17 protein-coding genes are annotated in these 14,678 nt (G+C 73.9%); 7 read left to right on the top strand and 10 right to left on the bottom strand.

All coding sequences use genetic code 11. From position 1 onward, the window contains the following. Positions 1–47: 47 nt before the first annotated feature. The 6 genes from ABWI04_RS27600 to cydC all read left to right on the top strand — a co-directional run bounded on the left by ABWI04_RS27600 (position 48) and on the right by cydC (position 7,460). Positions 48–620, top strand: coding sequence for a TIGR03086 family metal-binding protein (locus tag ABWI04_RS27600; protein ID WP_353834267.1), 573 nt, complete (start codon positions 48–50; stop codon positions 618–620). A gap of 223 nt (positions 621–843) precedes the next feature. After that, positions 844–1,980: an MFS transporter gene (locus ABWI04_RS27595; RefSeq protein ID WP_353834286.1), complete on the top strand. Its 1,137-nt coding sequence runs from the start codon at positions 844–846 to the stop codon at positions 1,978–1,980. 107 nt (positions 1,981–2,087) lie between these two features. Beyond that, entirely contained in the window at positions 2,088–3,353 is a 1,266-nt protein-coding gene (locus ABWI04_RS27590) for a cytochrome ubiquinol oxidase subunit I (RefSeq protein ID WP_353834266.1), read from the top strand. Between the two features lie 13 nt (positions 3,354–3,366). Continuing rightward, entirely contained in the window at positions 3,367–4,110 is a 744-nt protein-coding gene (locus tag ABWI04_RS27585; RefSeq protein ID WP_345181800.1) for a cytochrome d ubiquinol oxidase subunit II, read from the top strand. 57 nt (positions 4,111–4,167) lie between these two features. Beyond that, positions 4,168–5,745 carry a thiol reductant ABC exporter subunit CydD gene (gene cydD / locus ABWI04_RS27580; RefSeq protein ID WP_353834285.1) on the top strand — a complete coding sequence of 526 codons (1,578 nt, stop codon included), beginning with the start codon at positions 4,168–4,170 and terminating at the stop codon, positions 5,743–5,745. Continuing rightward, a complete protein-coding gene (gene cydC, locus ABWI04_RS27575; RefSeq protein ID WP_353834265.1) occupies positions 5,742–7,460 on the top strand; it encodes a thiol reductant ABC exporter subunit CydC in 1,719 nt (572 codons plus the stop codon). Before cydD ends, cydC begins: the two co-directional genes overlap by 4 nt. On the opposite strand, the gene pdxR is transcribed toward cydC, so the two are convergent. Further along, on the bottom strand, positions 7,409–8,971 hold the full coding sequence (gene pdxR / locus ABWI04_RS27570; protein ID WP_353834264.1) for a MocR-like pyridoxine biosynthesis transcription factor PdxR: 1,563 nt from the start codon (positions 8,969–8,971) through the stop codon (positions 7,409–7,411). The two genes, cydC and pdxR, sit on opposite strands and share 52 nt — an antisense overlap. Before the next feature lie 28 nt (positions 8,972–8,999). Here pdxR and ABWI04_RS27565 point away from each other — a divergent pair, with 28 nt between their 5' ends. Beyond that, positions 9,000–9,833, top strand: coding sequence for a class I SAM-dependent methyltransferase (locus ABWI04_RS27565; protein WP_353834263.1), 834 nt, complete (start codon positions 9,000–9,002; stop codon positions 9,831–9,833). A 37-nt stretch (positions 9,834–9,870) separates the two neighbouring features. Here the strand turns inward: ABWI04_RS27565 and ABWI04_RS27560 are convergent, their stop codons facing one another. From ABWI04_RS27560 to ABWI04_RS27520, 9 genes are all read right to left on the bottom strand, one after another. Continuing rightward, positions 9,871–10,410, bottom strand: coding sequence for a gas vesicle protein K (locus ABWI04_RS27560; protein WP_353834262.1), 540 nt, complete (start codon positions 10,408–10,410; stop codon positions 9,871–9,873). Further along, positions 10,407–10,613, bottom strand: coding sequence for a gas vesicle protein (locus ABWI04_RS27555; RefSeq protein ID WP_229810634.1), 207 nt, complete (start codon positions 10,611–10,613; stop codon positions 10,407–10,409). The genes ABWI04_RS27560 and ABWI04_RS27555 overlap by 4 nt, the downstream gene beginning before the upstream one ends. Further along, entirely contained in the window at positions 10,610–11,509 is a 900-nt protein-coding gene (locus ABWI04_RS27550) for a GvpL/GvpF family gas vesicle protein (RefSeq protein ID WP_353834261.1), read from the bottom strand. The genes ABWI04_RS27555 and ABWI04_RS27550 overlap by 4 nt, the downstream gene beginning before the upstream one ends. Further along, a complete protein-coding gene (locus ABWI04_RS27545; protein ID WP_378187707.1) occupies positions 11,506–11,901 on the bottom strand; it encodes a gas vesicle protein in 396 nt (131 codons plus the stop codon). Before ABWI04_RS27545 ends, ABWI04_RS27550 begins: the two co-directional genes overlap by 4 nt. A gap of 6 nt (positions 11,902–11,907) precedes the next feature. Then, positions 11,908–12,165, bottom strand: a complete 258-nt coding sequence (gene gvpO / locus ABWI04_RS27540; RefSeq protein WP_353834260.1) for a gas vesicle protein GvpO — start codon at positions 12,163–12,165, stop codon at positions 11,908–11,910. A gap of 10 nt (positions 12,166–12,175) precedes the next feature. Continuing rightward, positions 12,176–12,427: a gas vesicle protein GvpG gene (locus tag ABWI04_RS27535; protein ID WP_345181817.1), complete on the bottom strand. Its 252-nt coding sequence runs from the start codon at positions 12,425–12,427 to the stop codon at positions 12,176–12,178. A 6-nt stretch (positions 12,428–12,433) separates the two neighbouring features. Continuing rightward, entirely contained in the window at positions 12,434–13,222 is a 789-nt protein-coding gene (locus tag ABWI04_RS27530; RefSeq protein WP_345181819.1) for a GvpL/GvpF family gas vesicle protein, read from the bottom strand. Next, complete coding sequence (gene gvpJ, locus ABWI04_RS27525; RefSeq protein ID WP_345181821.1) at positions 13,219–13,653, bottom strand: gas vesicle protein GvpJ; 435 nt, start codon at positions 13,651–13,653, stop codon at positions 13,219–13,221. The genes ABWI04_RS27530 and gvpJ overlap by 4 nt, the downstream gene beginning before the upstream one ends. Before the next feature lie 203 nt (positions 13,654–13,856). Further along, on the bottom strand, positions 13,857–14,285 hold the full coding sequence (locus ABWI04_RS27520; protein ID WP_353834259.1) for a hypothetical protein: 429 nt from the start codon (positions 14,283–14,285) through the stop codon (positions 13,857–13,859). Positions 14,286–14,678 lie beyond the last annotated feature (393 nt).

Below are 14,678 nucleotides of genomic sequence, written 5' to 3'. Positions count from 1 at the left end.
GCTGAGAATAGTGGCAGGTCGAATTACAGAGGTCTTCAGTAGAGGTGATGTGGTTGGTGCCGGAAGGGTTCGTTCGTGCGTTGGACGTCTTCGAGGCGGTACTGGCTGCGGTGCCGGCGGACCGGTGGCTGTCCCCCTCGCCGTGTGAGGGCTGGGCGGCGGTCGACGTGGCCGGGCATGTGACGGCCGGGCTGCTGGTGGTCGAGATGCGGGCCGCCGGGCGTCCGCTGCCCGAGGACGATCCGGACTGGCGCGAGGTCGCCGGTGCTGATCCGTTGGGGTCCTGGCGGCAGGTGCGCGCGCGGATGATGGCCGAGCTGACGCCCGAGGCGCTGGCGCGGCCGGTGCAGTTGGCTCTCGGGCTGGAGATGACGTTGTACGAGTGGCTGGAGGGTTATCCGCTGGAGTTGCTCGTCCACGCGTGGGATCTGGCCGAGGCCACCGGGCAGTCGGTCGTCTTCGACGCCGATCTGGTGGGGCCCGCGCTGACGACCGCGCGGCAGATGGCGCCTGCTGGTCGTGAGGCGGGCATGTTGGGTCCCGAGGCTTCTGTCTCCGAGGACGCCGACGATCAGGTGCGCCTGCTGGCCCTCTTCGGTCGCTCCCCCGCGGGTGCGTGAAACGAGCAGTATTCGTTACGGAGAGTGACTGTCGGTGGGCTTGGTTGGGCCTCTCCCCCCGCTTCACCGACCTCCCCGGGGGGAAGCGATGCCGGGGCCGTGCTCGTCCAGCGGCTCGGCGCTCCCCCCGGATATTTTGGTGCGCGGTTGGGCTTGTGCCGGTTAGGGTGCGGGCATGCGTCGACGACATTGATCTTCACCTGAGGCGGGGCTCGCGCGGAGGCTGTACGGCTACGCGTTCCTTGAGGATTTCGTTCTTCTGTACCCGGTGTACGCGGTGCTGTTCGCCGAGACCGGGCTCTCCCCCGCCGCCGTTTCGTCGTTGTTCGTGATCTGGTCGGTCACGGCGTTCGCTCTGGAGCTGCCGTCCGGTTTGTGGGCGGATGTGTTCTCGCGGCGGTGGCTGCTGGTGGCCGCTCCCCTGCTGCCGGGCGCGGGTTTCGGGCTGTGGGCTTTCTTTCCTTCGTATCCGGCGTTCGCGGCTGGTTTCGTGCTGTGGGGCGCGGGGTCGGCGCTGCGTTCGGGGACGATGCAGGCGCTGGTGTACGAGGAGCTGCAGCGGGTCGGGGCGTCGGGCGCCTATGCGCGGTTGGTCGGGCGGTCTGAGGCGGTGTCGCTGCTGGCGGTGGTGGCCGCGTCGGCGGTGGCGTCGCCGGTGCTGGCGGTGTGGGGGTATCGGGGGCTGGGTGCGGCGAGTGTGGCGGCTTGCGTGGGCTGTGCGGTGGTGGGGTGGTTTCTGCCGGAGTCGCGGGGTGGCGGTGAGGGTGCGGAGGAGCCGTCGTTCGGGTCGGTGGTGCGTCAGGGGTGGGCGCAGGTGCGGGGTGAGCCGGCGGTGCGGCGGGCGCTGGTCCTGGTGGTGGTGCTGGAGGGTGTGACGGCGCTGGATGAGTATGTGCCGTTGCTGGTGCGGTCGACGGGTGTGGCGGCGTCGGTGGTGCCGTTGCTGGTGATGGTGGTGACGGTGGGTGATGCGGTGGGGGGTTGGGCGGCGGGGCGGGGTGTGCGGTGGCTGGCGCCGGTGCTCGGGGTGGGTGCGGTGTGCCTGGCGGTGGGGTCGTGGGGTGGTCGGCCGGGTGGGCTGGTGCTGGTGGCGGTGGCGTTCGGGGTGTTCCGGTGGGCGATGGCGGCGGCGGACGCGGGGTTGCAGGAGCGGGTGGGTGATGGGGCGCGGGCGACGGTGACGTCGGTGGCGGGGTTCGGGGCGGAGGCGGTGGCGGTTCTGGTGTTCGCGGGGTATGCGCTGGGGTCGCGGTGGGCTGGTGCGGGGGTGTTGATGGGGGTGGCGGCGGTGCCGTATGTGGTGGTGGCGGTCGTGCTGGGGTTGGGGGCGCGGCGGGGCGGCGTACATCCGGAGTCGTAGGCGGCGGGTGGCCGGTACGCGAAAGGCGCAGGGCGGTTGAACCCTCTCGCCGGATTCGTGGGCGGTGGGTGCGGGCCGAGGATCGTGGGGTCGTTGCGGATCGATTCTTGGAGCGTGCGCTGATGGGTGGGGACGCGCTGGTTCTGGCGCGGGTGCAGTTCGCGTTGACGGCCGGCACGCATTTTCTGTTCGTGGCGCTGACGCTGGGGTTGGCGACGCTGGTGGCGTTGACGCAGACGCGGGCGACGGTGTCGGGCAGCGTGGTGCATGCGCGGATGGTGCGGTTCTGGGGGCAGTTGTATGTCATCAACTATGCGGTGGGGATCGTCACCGGGTTGGTGATGGAGTTCCAGTTCGGGTTGAACTGGTCGGGGCTGTCGCGGGTGACGGGGAACGTGTTCGGGGTGCCGCTGGCGCTGGAGACGATCGTGGCGTTCTTCGTGGAGTCGACGTTCCTGGGGTTGTGGATTTTCGGGTGGGATCGGCTGAACCGGTGGGTGCATCTGGCGCTGATCTGGGTGGTGACGTTGACGGCGTATCTGTCGGCGTACTTCGTGCTGGTGGCGAACGGGTGGCTGCAGCGTCCGGTGGGGTTCGTGATGGTGGACGGTGTGGCGCGGCTGGACGATGCGGGGGCGCTGCTGACGAATCCGACGGCGTTGCTGGCGTTCTTCCATGTGCTGTTCGGGGGGTTGCTGACGGCGGGGTTCTTCATGGCGGGGGTGAGTGGTTTTCACCTGCTGCGGCGGACGGCGGAGGTGGAGTTCTTCCGGCGGTCGATGCGGATCGGGTTGCTGACGGTGATGGTGTCGGTGATGCCGGTGGTGGTTTTCGGTGGGACGCAGTTCCAGTACGCGCAGCCGACGAAGACGGGCGGGCACAAGGCGGCGGCCGCGGTGGCGGATTTCACGGCGCGGTTCGGGCCGGACGACTATCGGCCGCCGGTGCTGGCGGGGGTCGGTGAGGGGCTGATGGTGACGATGTGGTTGCTGATGCTTCTGGTGGCGCTGGTGGCGCTGGTGAAGTTCCCGTTCGGTGGGTGGCTGGTGCGGGGGCGGGTGTTCCACGTGCTGATGATCGTGGCGGTGCCGCTGCCGTATGTGGCGATGGTGTCGGGGTGGGTGTTCCGTGAGGTGGGGCGGCAGCCGTGGATGGTGTACGGGGTGCTGAAGACGCGGGACGCGCTGTCGCCGGGGGTGGGGTCGGGGACGATCACGGTGTCGTTCGTGGCGTTCTCGGTGCTGTTCGGGGTGCTGTTCGGGGTGAACGCGTGGCTGCTGGCGCGGTTCGCGCGGCGGGGTCCGGAGGGGGCGGGACTGGGTGCCCCTCCCCCGGCGGAGCCGGCCGCGCCGGTGATGAGCCCGACGTTCTGACAGGAGCCTGGTGATGGATTCTCTCGCGGTGGTGTTGCTGGCGGTGTTCTCGGCCGGGTATCTGGTGCTGGCCGGCGCCGATGTCGGGGTGGGGATGCTGCTGCCGTGGCTGGGGCGGGATCAGCGGGAGCGGCGGCTGGTGATCGCGTCGTTCGCGCCGTTCTTCCTGGGCAACGAGGTGTGGCTGGTGGCGGCGGCGGGTCTGGTGGCGGGTGCGTTCCCGGGGCTGGAGCACGGGTTGCTGGAGGAGTTGTATCCGCTGTTCGCGGTGCTGCTGTTCGGGTGGGTCGTGCGGGACATGGGGTTGTGGCTGCGGGGCCGGGTGGACGCGGCGGGGTGGCGTGGCGGGTGTGACGCGGCGGTGGTGGCGGGGAGTTGGGCGCTGGCGCTGGCGTGGGGGTCGGTGCTGGGTTCGGTGCTGGCCGGTGGCGGGATGGGTGTGGGGAGTGTCGCGGGGTTGCCGTTGGCGGTGCTGTTCGCCTGGCATGGTGCGGGGTTCGCGCGGTGGCGGCTGCCGGTGGGGTTGGCGGGGCGTGCGGGGCGGGTTCCGGCCCGGTACGGGTTGTCGGCGCTGGTGATGGCGGGGGCGCCGGTGGTGGCCGGGGTGCAGGTGGAGTGGTCGCGGGTGGTGGCCGAGGGTGCGGGGCTGACGGTGACGGCGGTGGTGACGGTGGTGGTGCTGCCGCTGCTGCTGGCGTCGCAGGCGCTGGTGTGGTGGACGTTCCGGGGGCGTGTGGAGTCGCCCTCGTACCTGTAGGCGGTCGGGGTGAGGGGTGTCGAGCGGCGTCTGCTGCGGTTGGTTCCTGGCCGGGTGATGGTGCTGCTGGGGGTGCTGGCGGCGGGTCAGGGTGTGCTGCTGGTGGTGCAGGCGGAGTTGCTGGTGCGGGCGGTGGCGGGTCTGGATGCGGGCCCGTTGCCGTGGGTCGCGGTGGCAGTTGCGGGGCGGGCGTTGCTGGCGTGGGCGGTTGCGCTGGTGGCGGGCCGGGCGGCGGCGCGGGTGAAGCGGGGGCTGCGGGGTGAGCTGCTGGGGTGGGCCGCGGGTGATGCGGGCGGGCGGGTGACGTTGCTGACCCGGGGGTTGGACGCGGTCGATCCGTTCTTCACCGGTTATGTGCCGCAGGTGGTGGCGGCGTGTGCGGTGCCGGTGGTGGTGCTGGTGCGGCTGGTGGCGGCGGATTGGGCGTCGGCGCTGGTGGTGGTGGTGACGGTTCCGCTGGTGCCGGTGTTCGGTGCTCTGGTGGGGATGCGGACGGCGGCGTTGACGGGGCGGCAGTGGGGGCTGCTGCACCGGTTGGGCGGGCATTTCCGGGACGTGGTGGCGGGGCTGGGGACGTTGCGGGCGTTCGGGCGGACCGGTCATCAGTCGGTGGTGGTGCGGGAGCTGGCGGGTGAGCATCGGCGGGCGAGTGTGCGGGCGCTGCGGGTGGCGTTCCTGTCGTCGCTGGTGCTGGAGCTGGTGTGCGCGTTGTCGGTGGCTTTGGTGGCGGTTCCGGTGGGGTTGCGGTTGCTGGGCGGGGAGATGGTGCTGGCGACGGGTCTGCTGGTGCTGGTGCTGACGCCCGAGGTGTATCTGCCGTTGCGGGCGCTGGGGCAGCGTTTCCACGCGAGTGCGGAGGGGGTGGCGGCGGCGCGGGAGGTGTTCGCGGTGCTGGACGCGCCGGCGGTTTCGGGGGGGGGGGGCCGGGTCGTGGCGGGTGAGCGGGCTCCGGAGATCGTGCTGGAGGAGGTGACGGTGCGGTATCCGGGTGCGGCGGAGGCGGCGTTGGACCGGGTGTCGCTGCGGGTGGGGCCGGGTGAGCGGGTGGCGGTGACGGGGCCGTCGGGGGCGGGCAAGTCGACGCTGCTGCTGGTGCTGGCGGGGCTGGTGTCCCCCGATTCGGGGCGGGTGCTGGTCGACGGGGTGGATCTCGCGGAGCTGGAGGCGGGGGCGTGGCGGGCGCGGGTGGGGTGGGTGCCGCAGCGGCCGCATCTGTTCGCGGCGTCGGTGGCCGACAACGTCCGGCTGGGTGATCCGGGCGCGGGGATGGAGCGGGTGCGGGAGGCGGTGCGGGCGGCCGCGGCGGATTTCGTCGAGGATCTGCCGGAGGGGTTGGCGACGGTGCTGGGTGAGGGCGGTGCGGGGTTGTCGGCGGGGCAGCGGCAGCGGGTGGCGATCGCGCGGGCGTTCCTGTCGGGTGGGCCGGTGATGCTGCTGGACGAGCCGACGGCGCGGCTGGATCTGCACAGTGAGCGGGTGCTGGTGGATGCGGCGGTGCGGTTGCTGGCGGGGCGGACGGCGGTGCTGGTGGCGCATCGTCCGGCGTTGCTGCGGGCGGTGGACCGGGTGGTGCGGTTGGAGGGCGGCCGGGTGTGCGCGGGGGCCGGTGGGCGTGTCGGTGGGGTGGCGGCGTGAGGGGCGTGTCGGGGGTGTGGGGCGCGGTGCGTCCGCACGCGGTGCGGCTGGTGGCGGCGGGCGTGGCGGGTGCGGCGGCGGAGCTGTGCGGGCTGGGGTTGATCGCGGCGGCGGCGTGGCTGATCGCGCGGGCGTCGCAGCGTCCGGAGCTGGCGGCGTTGTCGGTGGCGGTGGTGGCGGTGCGGGGGTTCGCGCTGGCGAAGGGGTCGCTGCGGTATGTGGAGCGGCTGGCGGGGCATGACGCGGCGTTGCGGGCGCTGGCGGAGTTGCGGGGCCGGGTGTTCGACGCGTTGGCGGCGGCGCGTCCGGGGGCGCGGCGGGTGCGTGACGGTGATGCGCTGACGCGGATGGTGTCGGATGTGGACGCCGTGCAGGATCTGCTGCTGCGGTGTGTGCTGCCGGTGGCGGGGTCGGTGGTGTGCGGGGCCGCGGGGGTGGCGGTGTGTGCGCTGGTGGAGGCGTCGGCGGCGGTGGTGCTGGCGGTGGGTCTGCTGGTGGCGGGGGTGGTGCTGCCGGGGGTGGCGGCGGTGGCCGGTGGGCGTGCGGCGGCGCGGATGGCGGACGGGCGTGAGGTGTTGGCGGTGCGGGCGCTGGATGTGCTGGAGGGTGCGCGGGATCTGGCGATGTTCGGGGCGTCGGGGCGGTTCGCGGAGCGGGCGCGGGAGGCGGTGCGGGGGCTGGAGCGGGCGGAGCGGTCGGCGGCGCGGGTGTCGGCGGTGGTGGCGGCGGCGGGTTTCGTGGTGCAGGGCGTGACGGTCGCGGGGGTGGCGTGGGCGGGGTTGCGTGCGGGTGTGGACGAGGTGGGTGCGGCGGTGGTGGCGTTGACGGCGCTGGTGGCGGTGGAGTCGGTGCTGCCGTTGGCGGGTGCGGCGCAGCGGTTGCGGGAGGTGGCGCCTGCGGTGGGCCGGGTCGGGGCGGTGCTGGCCTCTCCCCCGGCGTCGTGTCCGGCGCGTCCGGTGGTGGTGCCGCGGGGTCCGCTCGCGGTGGAGTTGCTGGGGGTGCGGGTCGCCTTTGGGGAGGGGGTGGCTCTGGACGGGGTGGATCTGCGGGTGGAGCGGGGTCGGCGGGTCGCGGTGGTGGGGGCGAGCGGTGCGGGCAAGAGCACGCTGCTGGCGGCGGTGTCGGGGGATGTGCCGGTGGCGGCGGGTGCGGTGCTGCTCGGTGGGCGGGACGTGGGGGTGTATGCGCCCGGGGATGTGCGGGAGGCGGTGCGGGGGCTGGCGCAGGACGCGCACGTGTTCGCGGCGTCGGTGCGGGCGAATGTGCTGCTGGCGCGTCCGGACGCGGATGAGGAGCGGTTGTGGGCGGCGGCGGAGCGGGCGCGGTTCGCCGAGGTGGTGCGGGCGTTGCCGGACGGGTGGGACACGGTGGTGGGGGCGGGTGGGCGCGGTCTGTCGGGCGGGCAGCGGCAGCGGCTGCTGCTGGCGCGGGCGCTGCTGGCCGATCCGCCGGTGCTGGTGCTGGACGAGCCGACGGAGGGGTTGGATCCCGCGGCGGCGGACGCGGTGACGCGCGAGCTGCTGGAGGCGCCGGGGGGCGGGACGCTGCTGCTGGTGACGCATCGGTTGGCGGCGCTGGGTGCGGCCGACGAGGTGGTGGTGCTGGATCGGGGGCGGGTGGTGCAGCGGGGTCGGCATGAGGAGTTGCTGGCGGTGCCGGGGGCTTACCGCGATCTGTGGGAGGCGGAGGTTCTGGCCGCTCGGGCGGCGGCGTGATGGCGGGTGTGGTGGAGGGCTTGGGCGAGGGCGGCGATGGCGTCGGTGATGGCTGAGGTGGGGACGGCGGCGTAGCCGAGGACGAGCCCGGGCGGGTGGGGGCGTTGTGCGTGCCATGACAGCGGGTGGGTTTTGACGCCGTGTTCCAGTGCGGCGGCGGCGAGGGCGGAGTCGTGGAGGGCGCCTGGAGGGTCATCGGGGAACGTGATGGTCAGGTGCAGTCCGGCGGCGGCGCCGTGGACGGCGGCGGTGGGCAGGTGGGCGGCGATGGCCTGGATCATCGTGTCGCGGCGTCGGCGGTGGCGGCGGCGCAGGAGCCGCAGGATGCGTTCCATCTCGCCGGAGTTCATGAGTTCGGCGAGGACGAGTTGCGGGAGGGCGGCGTTGCCGAGGTCGGCGAAGCGTTTCTCGGCGATGACGGCGTCCAGGTGCGGGGGCGGGGGCAGGATCCAGCCGGTGCGCAGTGCGGGGGCGAGGAGTTTGGAGACGCTGCCGAGGTAGAAGGCGCGGTCGGTGAGCATGGAGCGCAGGGCGGGGACGGGGGGCCGGTCGTAGCGGTGTTCGGCGTCGTAGTCGTCTTCGATGATCAGGCCGCCTTCGGCGGCCCAGCGTGTGAGGTCGCGGCGGCGGTCGCCGCTGAGGACGGCGCCGGTGGGGAACTGGTGGGCGGGGGTGAGCAGGACGGCGGGGGCGCCGGTGGCGTGGAGGCGGTTGACGCGGATGCCGGCGGTGTCGACGGGGACGGGCGGGGTGGCCATCCCCCAGTGCGCCAGGTGCTGGCGGACGCCGAGGGAGCCGGGGTCCTCCACGGCGATCCGGTCGATGCCTTCGCGGGTGAGGACGCGGGCGACGAGGCCGAGGGCCTGGGCGGTGCCGGCGACGACGACGATGCTGCCGGGGTCGGCGGTGATGCCGCGGTAGCGGGCGAGCCAGGCGGCGACGGCGGTGCGCAGGGCGGGGGTGCCGCGCGGGTCGCCGTAGCCGAGTCCGGCGGCGGGCAGGTCGCGCAGGACGGTGCGTTCGGCGCGCTGCCAGGCCGCGCGGGGGAAGGCGGCGAGGTCGGGCAGGCCGGGTGACAGGTCGATGCGGGCGGGCAGGTCGCGCAGGGTGTCGAAGATGTCGGGGCCTGGGTGGGTGGGGAACGGGGCGGACAGCGCCGGGGCTGGAACGGTGGTCGCCCGAGTGGGGTGTTCGGGCGGGGGTGCTGGGGTGAGGGGGGCCGCGACGACGATGGTGCCGGCTCGGCCGCGTCCGGCGAGGTGGCCTTCGTCGGCCAGGCGCTGGTAGGCCTCGGTGACCGCGCCGCGGGAGACGCGCAGTTCGGCGGCCAGGACGCGGGTGGCGGGCAGGCGGGTTCCGACGGGCAGGCGGCCGTCGGCGACGGCGTCGCGGAGGCGTCCGGCGAGCCAGTCGGCGAGCCCGCCGGGCGGGGCGTCGGCGGGGTCGAGGTGCAGGAAGTCCGACCCTGGCGTTACGGACCTGTTCGGTTCGTCGTCTTTGGACCTGTTCACTGGGCCATTGTGCGGCCACGGTGGTCGCATGGAAACCACGATGACGGACGGTCCCGGCGGCTACGTGCACGGGTACTCGGGACGGGAGGCGCGGCGGCTCGGCGACCAGGCCGACGCTCTGGCCGCGTTGGTGCACGACGGGACGGCCTATCCGGCGGGCAGCCGGGTGCTGGAGGCCGGCTGCGGGGTGGGGGCGCAGACGGTGCATCTGGTGGCGCGCTCCCCCGGTGCGCGCCTGACCGCGGTGGACCTTTCGCGGGAGTCGCTGGAGCAGGCCCGTGCCCGCGTCGAGGCGTCCTTCCCCGCGGCGGGGGTGCGGTGGCGGTGCGCGGACCTGCGGGACCTGCCGTTCGGCGACGCGGAGTTCGACCACGTGTTCGTGTGCTTCGTGCTGGAGCATCTGCCCGATCCGCGCGCCGTGCTAGCGGGTCTGCGGCGGGTGCTGCGGCCCGGGGGGACCCTCACGGCCGTCGAGGGCGACCACGGGTCGGCGTTCTTCCACCCTGACAGCGCCCACGCGCGCGCCGCGATCGCCCATCAGGTCGCGTTGCAGGCCGCGGCGGGCGGCGACGCGCTGCTCGGGCGGCGGCTGGGGCCGCTGCTGGCCGAGGCCGGGTACGCGCGGGTCGGCGTGGTCCCGCGGACCGTGTACGCCGACCGGGCGCGGCCCGGCCTGCGGCGGGCCTTCACCCGCGACACCTTCACCGCGATGATCGAGTCGGTGCGCGGGGAGGCCGTCGCGGCGGGGCTGGCCACCCCGGCCGACTTCGACCGGGGGGTCGCCGACCTGCACCGCGCCGCGGACGCCGACGGAACGTTCCACTACACGTTCTTCAAGGCCACCGCCGTGAACCCGGGGTGAGAGCCGCCCCTGGGCACGGGCCCGGAGGGCGGGCCGGTCAGTTGTCTGGCAGGAGCGGGCCGAGGGGGCCGAGGTCGAGGTTGAGGTCGTGGTCGTCCAGGTCGAAGTGGTCCTTGAGGCGGGTCATCGCCTCGTCCAGGCGCATCAGCGCCAGCCCGAGGTCCTCGATCTGCTGGTCGGTGAGGTCGCCGCCCTCGGCGCGGCGCAGCGCCTGCCGCTCCATGAGCTGCCGGATCAGTTCGACCAGGGTCAGCACCAGCTTCACCAGGTCCCGCTCGACCGTCTCGGGGTCGGAGCGCAGCCGCTGCATCGTGCGCGAGGACCGCTCCCGCAGGTCCGCCTCCCGCACCGGCGCGGCGCGCACCGGGGCGTCCCCGTGGGAGGCTCCGGCGGAGGTCCCCCGGGAGGACGATTCGGTGCGGCCGGCCAGGATGTCGTCGGTGAAGGGGTCGCCGACAGCGGGGTCGTGCACCGACACCTCCCCGCTGACCGGGTCGCGGCTCCCCCGCTCGCGGTCGCCGCGCGCGGAGGGCCCGGCGCCGGTCGGGCCGGGGGGCCGGTGGTCGGGTCGGGTCACGGTCGCTCCTCCTCGGGCAGCAGCTCGTCTCGGACGGAGGTGATCAGCGCCCGCAGGGACACCTCCACCAGGTCCACGCCCGCGATCGAGATGACCAGGTCGCCGGTGATGACGACGCCGCCCGCCAGCAGGCGGTCCAGCAGGTCGACCAGCGCGATCCGCTCCATCGGGGCGTCGCGGCCCTGGTCCAGGAGGGCCGTCACGCCGCCCCCGGCTCGATGAAGGAGTAGGGCGGCCAGGGCCCCGTCACCTCCACCTCGATGCCCGCCAGCCTCTGGTCGGCGGCCCGCGCCACCGCCAGGAACCCCTCCACCTGCTCCTCGTCCAGCAGGTAGGCGACGTTGAGGATCTGGGTGCCCGCCCGGCCCGACAGGCGCGGGTCCTGCGGCGGGTGGTGCCGGGACGCCACGGCGTGGTCGGCGAGTTCGGCGTGCACCGCGTCGGCCTGCTCGCCGACCCGGCGGCCGGCGTCGGCGCGGCGGCGGCGCTCCTGCTGCCGGCGCCGCAGGTACGCCGCTCCCGGCCCGGCGGGGGCCGCGCCCTCCGTGTCCTCCGCGTCCTGGCCGGGGCCGGTGAGGGGCTCGGCGCCCGGCGCGAGCCCCCCACCGGGGTCGGGGCCGTCGCGGCCGGTGTCGCCGCGCAGCAGTTCAGGGTCGGCGTAGGCCTTCACGCCCCACTCCGAGCGGCCGTCGATGAGGTCGAGGACCTCGGTGAACCGGCCGCCCTCGTCGGTGAGGACCTCGGCGACGCGGGCGTCGTCGCGGTAGATCGTCGCGATGCGCACCGGCGCGGTCGGGGCGGCGTGCGCGGCCCGGTCCACCACGTCGTGGTGGGCGCGGGCGGTGGCCTCCAGCCACTGCAGGTCCTCCAGGTTGGCGCGCAGCGCCGCCTCGCCGTACTCGTCGAGCCGGACGGTGCTGACCAGGGCGGTCAGTCCTGCCGCGACCACGCCGCGCACGGGCGCGCCGGCCACCCCGGAAGCGTCGCGCAGCGCGGCCGGGTCCAGGCCGCGCGCGACTCCGTACAGGTAGACGCCGGTGCCGGCCGGGTCGGCGGCGTGGTCGCCGGCGGTCCGGCCGGCGAACCCGGGGGCGGTCATGATGAGGGCTCCTTTCCGTCTCCGGTCCGTTCGGCGGCGCCGTCGGCGCCGGCCTCGAGGGCGGCCAGGCGCTCGCGCAGCCGCCGGTTCTCCTCCAGCAGCTCGCGGTCGCCCTGGCCGTCCACCTCCTTCTGCCGGGCCTTGGACGACAGCGACGGGTCGTGCTCCCACCAGTCGATGCCCATTTCCTTGGCCCGGTCCACCGACGCCACCAGCAGCCGAAGCTTGATCGTCAGCAGTTCGATGTCCAGCAGGTTCACCCGGACGTCCCCGACGATCACGATCCCCTTGTCGAGGATGCGTTCCAGCAGGTCGGCCAGGTTGGCGCCCTGCCGCTCCCCGGCCACCGACCGCGCCGGCGAGCGCTGGCCGGTCCAGGAGATCTCACTCACAGCCGCTCAGTTCCTCTCCACTCGTCCGCGGGAGTAGCGGCCGGCGCGCCGGTAGCTCACCAGCTCCCCTTCGGCGTCCACCTCGGTGTCGTACACCGCGAGGATGTCCGCCGAGTCGGGGATGCGGTGGGTCTCCACGACCTCCACCTTGACGCGCCAGCCCTCCTCCGTGCGCTCCATTCCCACGACGCTCTCGGCCCTGCGGCCGGTCATCGCCGTCACGTGCTCCACCGCCATCGCGGCGGCCTTGGACGCGGACAACATCACCGGCCTCCTAGCCGCCCGGCTGGTAGCCGCGGGCGCGGCCCTCGTTCAAGCGGCGGATCAGCTCCTCCTCGCGCTCGGCGGCCTCCTCCTCGGTGATCTCGCCGGCGGCGGCCTCGTCTGCCACCTGCTGCATCTCCGCGGCGATGCGCCCCGGGTCGTACAGCTGCGCCTCGGCCTGCTCGGTCAGGGTCTCGGCCAGCCACATCACGCCCTTGACGGGCGCGAGGGGGGCCGTGACCAGACCGGTGAAGAATCCCATCGCCTGTCACGCCTCCGGAACGAAGTCGTAGGGCGGCAGCGGCCCGATGAGCCGGATGCGGATCCGGTCGCCGTGCTGCTGCCCCAGCTTCTCCACGGCCTCCTCGAACGCGGCGCGGCGGTCGGCGCGGACCAGGAAGGAGGCGTCCAGGACGTCCTCCTCGCGGGCCGGGGTCTTGCGCGTGAACGCCTCGGCCGCCGAGGCCGCCCCGTCCAGCAGGACCTGCTCGTCGCTCTCCCGGAGCCGCTGCATCGACTGCGCGATCAGCTCGCCGAGCCGGACGCGGTCGTAGTAGACGGCGTCGGCGGCGTCGGCCGGGACCTCCCGCAGCCGCTGCGCCAGCTCGGCGACCTCCGGGTCGTTCTGCATGATCTCCCGCAGCACCGCGTCCTCGACGTAGGTGCCCTTGACGCGCAGTTCGACGCGGCCGTCCAGCTGGTCCAGGACCTGCGCGAAACGCTCGGAGTTGTCGGCCAGCAGTTCCTTCTCCACCGCGCCGCGGTCGGCCAGCGCGGCCCCGAACCGGAACGGCAGGACCACGGTGCCGGCGTCGACCAGCGCGTTGAGGACCCGCTGGTGCGCGACCAGGTCGGCGCGCTCGCCCAGGGCGCGGTCGGCCGGCAGGTCGCTGACGACGGCGGCGGCCGTGCCCCCGTCCTCCACCAGCGACACCGGCCGGTCGTCCAGCCCGGCCAGGTCCGGTGGCAGCGCCACGCCCGACCGGGTCACCCCGTACACGTACTGCGGGATCCGGTCCCCGGCCTCAGAGCCGCCGGGGGTCTGAGGCGTGCTCATTCTTCCTCGTCCTCCTTCTTGCGCGACGAGCGGCGCCGCGCGGGTTCCTTGTCCTCTTCCTCGTCGGAGTCGCCGCCGAAGGTCTCCTTCAGCCGCTCCTGGGCCCCCTCCAGGGCACCGCGCGTCTTCTTCTTCGCGCCCGACTCCTGCATTCCGCCAACGAACTCCGGCAGGCCCTGCGAGGTGCCGTCGTGAGCGATGTCCAGACGGTTCACCGCCTCGGCGAACCGCAGGTAGGTGTCGACGCTGGCGACCACGATCCGCACGTCGATCGTGAGGATCTCGATTCCCACCAGCGAGACCCGCGCGTACAGGTCGATGACCAGACCCTTCTCCAGGATCAGGTCGACGACGTCGGCGAGCCCGCTGCCGGAACCGCCGCGCTGCACGACATTGCTGCCCGAAGTCTGCTGGGCGACCGGCCCAGTCATGTGATCGCTCCTTCTCGGGGTTGACCCGTTTGGGGGTGAAGCATGAACCCCGGTGTACCCGTCTCGGTCTGCCTAAACAGGAGAACCGTTTCCGGTTATGTGCTGGTCAAGGCGAAATGTCCGTCCAGACATGCGCGACGCCCCCGCAGAACCGGGTTCTGCGGGGGCGTCGCCCTCGTCGAAAGACTCGCGAAACGCCGGGGTCAGCGCTTGCGGGCGGAGAGGCGCCCGACGACGATCCCGGCGACGGCCGCGCCCGCCACCGGCACCGCCCTCAGGAACCGTCCCAGCGTGAGCAGCTTGGCCACGCCCGCCACACGGCCGGGCAGCGCCGCCACCTGGCCGCCGGCCCGCGCCACCCCGGTCCCCGCCGTCTTCGCCGCGCCCTGCGCGGTGCCCTTGGCGCTCTGCGCCGCGCCCTTGGCGGTACCCGCGGTGCTCTTCGCAGCGCTGTTGGCCGTGCCCTTCGCTGTGTCCTTGGTGCTCTTGGCGCTGTCCTTGGTGCCCTTGGCGGTGCTCTTCGCGCCCGTGCCGGCGGCCTCGGCCGTGCCCGCCGCCTTGCCCGCCGCTCTGCTGACGTTCTTGCTCGCTTGTCCGGACCCGTTGCCCGGGACCGAGGGGGTCTCCATCATCCGTCCTTCCGTCGGGGGGATCTGCCTGCCGAACCGGCGGGGCGCCGCACCGGGCGCGGCGCCCCGCCGGCGAAGAATCGCGTTCGTCGGCCGTACCGCGGCGTACCCCACCCGGCCACCGCAAACATGCGAGCCGCCCGGCGCGGCAGGCCCCGCATACGGCGGGCGGCCGCCGCCGACGGTTGGAACCCTCGCTCCGGGTATGCCGAACCCCATGCCACCCGATGAGCCGCCGGGCGCGCCGGGACCACGGCCGCGACCCGGCCCCGCCCGGCGTGCCGCCGAGCCGCTGGCCTGGTGGACGGCGCTGCTGGCGGTGTACCTGGCCCTGGTGTCGGCCATCTCCCTCACCGAGATCACCGTCGGGGCCCTCGCTGCCGCCGCGGGCGCCGC

It is taken from the genome of Actinomadura sp. NPDC000929 (genome assembly GCF_040492065.1).
Classification (GTDB): domain Bacteria; phylum Actinomycetota; class Actinomycetes; order Streptosporangiales; family Streptosporangiaceae; genus Spirillospora; species Spirillospora verrucosospora.
This window is presented reverse-complemented; position numbering and strand designations above follow the sequence as displayed.

Coding starts and splice junctions, on each gene's coding strand:
- ABWI04_RS27550 (WP_353834261.1), bottom strand. CDS start 11,509: ATGACCGCCCCCGGGTTCGCCGGCCGGACCGCCGGCGACCACGCCGCC.
- gvpJ (WP_345181821.1), bottom strand. CDS start 13,653: ATGACTGGGCCGGTCGCCCAGCAGACTTCGGGCAGCAATGTCGTGCAG.
- ABWI04_RS27520 (WP_353834259.1), bottom strand. CDS start 14,285: ATGATGGAGACCCCCTCGGTCCCGGGCAACGGGTCCGGACAAGCGAGC.
- ABWI04_RS27600 (WP_353834267.1), top strand. CDS start 48: ATGTGGTTGGTGCCGGAAGGGTTCGTTCGTGCGTTGGACGTCTTCGAG.
- ABWI04_RS27585 (WP_345181800.1), top strand. CDS start 3,367: ATGGATTCTCTCGCGGTGGTGTTGCTGGCGGTGTTCTCGGCCGGGTAT.
- ABWI04_RS27530 (WP_345181819.1), bottom strand. CDS start 13,222: ATGAGCACGCCTCAGACCCCCGGCGGCTCTGAGGCCGGGGACCGGATC.
- cydD (WP_353834285.1), top strand. CDS start 4,168: ATGGTGCTGCTGGGGGTGCTGGCGGCGGGTCAGGGTGTGCTGCTGGTG.
- ABWI04_RS27535 (WP_345181817.1), bottom strand. CDS start 12,427: ATGGGATTCTTCACCGGTCTGGTCACGGCCCCCCTCGCGCCCGTCAAG.
- gvpO (WP_353834260.1), bottom strand. CDS start 12,165: ATGTTGTCCGCGTCCAAGGCCGCCGCGATGGCGGTGGAGCACGTGACG.
- ABWI04_RS27565 (WP_353834263.1), top strand. CDS start 9,000: ATGGAAACCACGATGACGGACGGTCCCGGCGGCTACGTGCACGGGTAC.